Annotated in this window: 4 protein-coding genes and 6 tRNA genes; all 10 read right to left on the bottom strand. The window is 40.0% G+C overall.

Annotated elements, in window-relative coordinates; genetic code table 11:
• Positions 1–116: 116 nt before the first annotated feature.
• Positions 117–767, bottom strand: coding sequence for a phosphate signaling complex protein PhoU (gene phoU, locus IEV18_RS16105; RefSeq protein ID WP_188393387.1), 651 nt, complete (start codon positions 765–767; stop codon positions 117–119).
• A 125-nt stretch (positions 768–892) separates the two neighbouring features.
• Entirely contained in the window at positions 893–2,992 is a 2,100-nt protein-coding gene (locus tag IEV18_RS16100; protein ID WP_188393386.1) for a peptidoglycan D,D-transpeptidase FtsI family protein, read from the bottom strand.
• Between the two features lie 47 nt (positions 2,993–3,039).
• Positions 3,040–4,299, bottom strand: a complete 1,260-nt coding sequence (locus IEV18_RS16095; protein ID WP_188393385.1) for an MFS transporter — start codon at positions 4,297–4,299, stop codon at positions 3,040–3,042.
• Between the two features lie 145 nt (positions 4,300–4,444).
• Positions 4,445–5,056 carry a superoxide dismutase gene (locus IEV18_RS16090; protein ID WP_188393384.1) on the bottom strand — a complete coding sequence of 204 codons (612 nt, stop codon included), beginning with the start codon at positions 5,054–5,056 and terminating at the stop codon, positions 4,445–4,447.
• A gap of 174 nt (positions 5,057–5,230) precedes the next feature.
• Positions 5,231–5,306, bottom strand: a tRNA-Phe gene (locus IEV18_RS16085).
• Between the two features lie 79 nt (positions 5,307–5,385).
• A tRNA-Ser gene (locus tag IEV18_RS16080) sits at positions 5,386–5,478 on the bottom strand.
• A gap of 6 nt (positions 5,479–5,484) precedes the next feature.
• Positions 5,485–5,561: transfer RNA gene (locus IEV18_RS16075), tRNA-Ile, on the bottom strand.
• A 16-nt stretch (positions 5,562–5,577) separates the two neighbouring features.
• Positions 5,578–5,653, bottom strand: a tRNA-His gene (locus IEV18_RS16070).
• A 6-nt stretch (positions 5,654–5,659) separates the two neighbouring features.
• A tRNA-Met gene (locus IEV18_RS16065) sits at positions 5,660–5,736 on the bottom strand.
• 3 nt (positions 5,737–5,739) lie between these two features.
• Positions 5,740–5,814 (bottom strand) — tRNA-Asn (locus tag IEV18_RS16060).
• Positions 5,815–6,550: the final 736 nt, after the last annotated feature.

Below are 6,550 nucleotides of genomic sequence, written 5' to 3'. Positions count from 1 at the left end.
CAGTTTCCTTTTACTCCTCTTCCTTTATTGGTGAAATTTATTTCACCAATAAAGGAAGAGGCCACCAAGCGCAAGCGCGGTAGCCTTAACCCCAACATTTGACATAGAACCTTCCTTTATAGCTTGTAATTTTCGCCCTTCACTAAGTATAAAATGCTTTCCCCGATATTTGTAATATGGTCGGCAAATCTTTCTAAATATCTGGCAATGAAGGCTACTTGCATGACATACTGTATTTTTTCCGGATTTGTAGCTGTTTCCCCTAGCAACTCACTGATCATCGTATGATATAGCTCGTCTATTTCATCATCCATGACCGCCAATTGTTTAGCCAAGGTTATATCTTCATGTTCAAAGGCAAGAATCGCCCGGTTTAGCATGCTTGTTACTTTTTCGTACATATTCCGTATGCTTAATGGAACCGATGTTTCATATTGGGCCAGCTGAATCGTGGAATTGGCAATATTTTTCGCATTGTCCGCCATTCGCTCAATATCTGTAACGATCCTTAGTGTCATAATAATCCGGCGCAAATCTTTTGCAACCGGCTGCTGTTTTGCTATTAGCAGTACCGCTTTTTCATTAATTTCCATTTCCATCCGGTCAATTTTTGCATCATATTGAATAATTGCTTCAGCCTTTTCTGTATTTTGACTATATAAAGCATCAATTGCCTGTTCCAGAGCTTTTCCGGACAGTCTTGCTAACTGAATTACATTGTCTTTCACATCGGTAAGTTCCTGATCAAATTGTTCCCGAACTGCCATCCTCACTCAACCTCCTATAGTCAGATTATAGCCGGACAATGTTAATTTACTGTGAATTTTTTGCAATGTTATCATTAAGTTTTGTGCATACAAAAAATGCCTGGAAGCCAGGCATTTTCCTATTATTATTCCTCTGTATCTTCCTCTTCTTCCGAATCTGATATTGAACCTTTTTCCTTCAATTCAAAGTACGTGTCCAAAATCCTTTCCCCGATCCGATTGCTAATCGGGTGCTGACCTGTTACATTACCAAGATGAGGAACGACAATGGCAAATGCAACTTCGGGATCATCAAAAGGAGCGTAACCAACAAGCGTTAAGTTTTGAGTATCAATTTTAACGCCGTTTTCCCATATTTCATTTTGCGCAGTACCTGTTTTTCCGGCAGGATTATAGTCTTTATTGCTAAAGAATGAAGAAGCTGTTCCTCCAGGTGATTGGAAGGCCCGGCGGAATCCTTCCTGTACTCTCTCAATATGATCCATTTCAATCCGGTTCAATACTTTTGTGTCTTTTGTCTTATAAATGGGTCCTACTCCATCATTCTCAGGATCTGGCGTTCTTACTTCTTTTAAAAAGTGAGGCTCAATGCGATATCCGCCGTTTGCAATCGTTGAAACATACTGGGCAAGCTGCATCGTAGTATACGTATCATATTGGCCGATGGCTAAGTCAAGTAAGTTACCAGCAAGCGGGTCATTCCCAACGTAACCTAATTCTTCGTATGGGAAGTCAATCCCCGTTTCCGTGCCAAGACCGAATTGATGGAAATAATTACGCATTTTCTGGAACCCTTCTTGTAATTGGATTCTAGAAATATTTACCGGACTCCCGTTTGGATACGGATGGCGATAGTCTCCGCCCATTCTTAATGCGATATAAAACATATACACGTTGGAAGACATGCGAAGCGCATCATAATCATTTACCGCACCTAAAGTTCTCCAGGAACTTTTAGGTGGTGTTCCAGCAATTTGAATTGTACGGTCTTGAAACACTTGTCCAGGAGAAATAACTCCAGATTCATATCCTGATAATACGGTTGCCCCTTTGATAGTCGATCCAGGTCGGTGTGCATCATACAGCACCCGAAAAGCTTCATTACGATATTCGTTATCTTCCCGGTCGAAGTGCTGTCCGGAAACGGCAAGCACTTCCCCCGTATTCGGATTTAATACGACAGCAAGAGCATCTGTTAAATAACGATTTTGATACGGGAATTTTTGAATAGCTGTCTTCAATTCTTCCCGGACAATTTTATCTACTTCCTTCTGAAATTCCAAATCAATCGTTAATACGAGGTCTTTCCCTCTTTCCCCTTTTACAACGGTCTCCACATCGATTACTTTGCCATTTTTCGTCGTTGTATATTGGATTTGTTCTTTTCTTCCCCGGAGCAGATCTTCGTAATACTCTTCCAGGCCGCTCTTTCCAACCCGGTCATTTCTACTGTAGCCTCGCGTTAAATAATATTGTTCCTTTTCTGCAGGGATTCCTTCTTCTTGAGTAGTAATGGAACCGAGCAGACTGCGAATTGTTTCTCCGTGGGGATACGTCCGATTCCAGTCGGTCGTTGCATTAATCCCCGGAAGATCATCCAAGTTTTCTGCAACCCGGGCAAATTCCTCTGGAGTGACATTCTCGTTTTTTACAATTTGCGGGGTTAAAGCATAGGCTTTATCCAATTCCTTTTTGATTGCAATAACTTCCAGTTCATCTTCGGTTATCGACTGCAAATCCTCTTCTGTAATCCGTTCCAGCGTTTCATTGTATACTTCCGCATTGCTTAAGTCCCCATGCTCTTCCGGAGGAAATCTTTTGTCTGCTTTCTTTTTATTTTTCAAATACCAATATTCCTTTAAATTTCTTTCCGAAAGTTTTTCGATCGCTTCCTCATCCATATCAATCAGCTTTGCCAATTTTTCTGCAACTTCCAGCCGCTCTTCGGCTTGCGTACCCTTTGCCGGGGTATAGGTAATGGAATATACCGGCTGATTATCGACAATGACGTTATAATTGCGGTCATAAATTAATCCGCGGGGGACGGGAATTTTCGTCGTATCTTCAATCGTCCTCTCTATTTCCTTTTGAAAATCTTCCCCATTTAATATTTGGACGATGCCTAATTGCAAAATTAATACTGAAAATAATAAAAAGATGATAAAAAACAATATATTTACGCGAAAGGGAAGTTGTTCTCTTTTTTTTCTCTTCCTTCTTTCCATTTCGTACTCCCCCTTATGTCCACATTCATCCATTTATTTTACCATAACTATCTGTTTTTTTCGTCGGTAATTTGTTCCTTAACTAAAACCTCCCCTTTGCTGCTGCTCTTAATAAAAATATTTTTGACAAATATATAGATTATCACATGACCTAAACCGAACGTAACTAGTATGACAGGAATAATCATTTCTGGATCAAAAAAGGAAATGGACAGAAGAAAAACAATGATGGATAACATTCTTCCACTGTTTAAAAACAGTTCACGGACAACGATATATTCTACTCTCAATTCCCCTGCTTTCCATCCTTTTCCGATGACATCATATGTCAGGGAAACATACGGAACATAGATGATTGGATAGGCAATGCCGATAATCGTGGCATAGATAATCAGCAACGTATAATTAATTTCAAACAAAATAAGAAAGATGGCACCGTATAGAAGCAGCGCTCCAAGCAAAATTGCTTTTTTTCTCATCGCTGGTTTTACCGTTTTTGTCACGGCAAGATAAAATACAGCAGAAAGTCCGGATAATACGAGGTTAAAGGTACCCAAGGCGAACTCACTTTTCGTAACGATAAACACCCAAATGGATATTATAAACGCGAAAACGCCTTCTCTCAACCCTTGAAAAAAATGGGCATTTAAAATTCTTCGCCAATTGTTATTTCTCTTTCTTTCCTGCATAATCCTCCGGAGATAAAAGTTGCCGACAGAGGGCCGGCGCTGAATAAAAAAGCTCGTAATGACGGCACAGGCAAACAGAACAAAAGAAATGGAAAATATTGTAGTATATCCAATATTTGCATCCATCTTAGTGATAATGTAGCCTGCAAGAATTGGTCCAATCATTCCGCCTAACGACTGCAAAACACCTAATACACCGTTAAAAAAATCCCGTGTGTCCGGCTCGGTGATTTCAAATGTAAGGATATTAAAAGCGAGCCAATAAAAGCCGTAGCCAATTCCGAGCAAGCTTCCTAATAAAAAATTATACTTTGAAGCATTTTCCCCGATAAGCAATACACATAAAAAAAAGATGGACAGGAAAAAAACACCTAAGCGGATAACGATCGTCCGATCTACTTTTTTGGCCATTCTTGCAGCGAGGATAAAGGCAATCCCCTGAAACAAATTAATTGCAAAATTATATACTCCAATCGTTGCATAATCTCCTGACTGCCGCCATAAATAGATATTTACAAACGTATTGGAAAGGAAAATACCGAGAGAATACAATCCGCCTATCAATAATAATAAGATAAGATCACGGCTTATATCGATTTTTCCGAGAGAAAATTGCATATCTAAAAACCCCTTTATTCCTTTGTTAGTGTGAACGAATGTCTATTAGATATGCAAACAAACAAAATTTCTCAGAACCCGATATAATTCAGCATAAAAAAACCGAGGGGCCTCTATTCCTATAGGTCCCTCGGTACCGTTTAATTTATTTTGCTGCTTCGTAATTTTTGGCTACTTGATCCCAATTTACCACATTCCAGAATGCAGATACATAATCAGGACGTTTGTTTTGATATTTGAGGTAATAGGCATGCTCCCAAACATCTAAACCTAAAATAGGTGTTTTCCCTTCCATTAATGGAGAATCCTGGTTCGGTGTGCTAGTTACTTCCAGCTTGCCGTTATTTACTACAAGCCAAGCCCATCCGGAACCAAAGCGAGTTTTTGCCGCTTCTTCAAATTTCGCTTTAAACGCTTCAAAGCTGCCAAAAGTTTCATTAATTTTATCTGCCAATTCTCCAGTAGGCTCCCCGCCGCCGTTAGGAGACATTACTTTCCAGAAAAGACTGTGGTTGGCATGTCCGCCCCCGTTGTTTCGAACAGCTGTCCGCTTTTCTTCCGGCACTTGATCTAAATTGCTAATAAGTTCCTCTACCGATTTATTTGCTAAATCATCCAATCCTTCTAAAGCAGCATTTAAATTTGTAACGTAAGTATTATGATGCTTCGTATGATGGATATTCATTGTTTCCTTATCAATTGTTGGTTCTAATGCGTCATACGCATAAGGCAATTGTGGCAATTCAAATTTGGCCATTTCCGATTTTCCTCCTTTTAATATACATTTTAAGGAAATATATTCCTTACCTAGAAGATTAGCATTCCTTCCATTTTCATGCAAATTATTTGCATTATTACTACTATATAAACAGTGTAAACCAATAATTTCATTTTTAAAAACAATAAAAAAACAAGCATCACGCTTGTTAAATGGTGGCTCGGGACGGAATCGAACCGCCGACACACGGATTTTCAGTCCGTTGCTCTACCGACTGAGCTACCGAGCCTTCTACTATTTTAATTTCCCTTTTCACTGCTATGAAGATATAGAGACCAACCTATTTAGGCAAAAAAATAAAATATGTATGGAGGAGGTAGAGGGATTCGAACCCCCGCGCGGTTTGACCCGCCTGTCGGTTTTCAAGACCGATCCCTTCAGCCAGACTTGGGTATACCTCCTTAATATGGTGGACCCTGCAGGACTCGAACCTGCGACCGATCGGTTATGAGCCGATAGCTCTAACCAACTGAGCTAAGGGTCCAAATTCAAATATTAAATGGGGCGATCGGTGGGAATCGAACCCACGAATGCCGGAGCCACAATCCGGTGCGTTAACCACTTCGCCACGACCGCCATATTTGGTAGCGGCGGAGGGAATCGAACCCCCGACCTCACGGGTATGAACCGTACGCTCTCGCCAGCTGAGCTACGCCGCCATTTGGCTCCACAGGTAGGATTCGAACCTACGACCGGTCGGTTAACAGCCGATTGCTCTACCACTGAGCTACTGTGGAATATTAAAATAAAGTTTCCTGATTATTAAATTAGTTTTATCCCACGTGATTGATTGTTCGTCGTGTTGCAAGGAATTCGATGATGCCGCACTCCTCACAACTCGAAGCCCATTCGGCAGATGTTTTGCTCGTTGCTCTACCACTGAGCTACTGTGGAATATTAAAAATAAAGTTTCCTAATTTTTAAATTAGTTTTATCCCACGTGATTGTTCGTCGTGTTGCAAGGAAATTCGATGATGCTGCACTCCTCACAACTCGAAGCCCATTCGACAGATGTTTTGCTCGTTGTTCTACCACTGAGCTACTGTGGAATATTAAAATAAAGTTTCCTGATTATTAAATTAGTTTTATCCCACGTGATTGATTGTTCGTCGTGTTGCAAGGAAATTCGATGATGCCGCACTCCTCACAACTCGAAGTCCATTCGGCAGATGTCTTGCTCGTTGCTCTACCACTGAGCTACTGTGGAATAAACTAGTATAATATGAAGTGGCAACGATTAATAATTTATCATGGTTATGAAAAGTTGTCAATTGTTTTTATACATCGTTTTATAAGCTAATCTCTTAAGCGACAATTTATATCATAGCATCTCCTGTCCATTTAATCAACCGAAATATCCTTTAAGTTTACCGATTTTCTTTGTTATACCTTCAATCCATTCGTATTTTTTAATCGAAGAAACTTGAATTTATATTTCTGTGTGGAAAAAGTTTATTTTTACCAACACAAATA

The organism is Compostibacillus humi, assembly GCF_014637175.1.
GTDB lineage: Bacteria > Bacillota > Bacilli > Bacillales > Amphibacillaceae > Oceanobacillus > Oceanobacillus humi.
This window is presented reverse-complemented; position numbering and strand designations above follow the sequence as displayed.

Excerpts from the sequence above, each read along its gene's own strand:
- phoU (WP_188393387.1), bottom strand. The coding sequence starts at position 767 with ATGGCAGTTCGGGAACAATTTGATCAGGAACTTACCGATGTGAAAGAC.
- IEV18_RS16100 (WP_188393386.1), bottom strand. The coding sequence starts at position 2,992 with ATGGAAAGAAGGAAGAGAAAAAAAAGAGAACAACTTCCCTTTCGCGTA.
- IEV18_RS16095 (WP_188393385.1), bottom strand. The coding sequence starts at position 4,299 with ATGCAATTTTCTCTCGGAAAAATCGATATAAGCCGTGATCTTATCTTA.
- IEV18_RS16090 (WP_188393384.1), bottom strand. The coding sequence starts at position 5,056 with ATGGCCAAATTTGAATTGCCACAATTGCCTTATGCGTATGACGCATTA.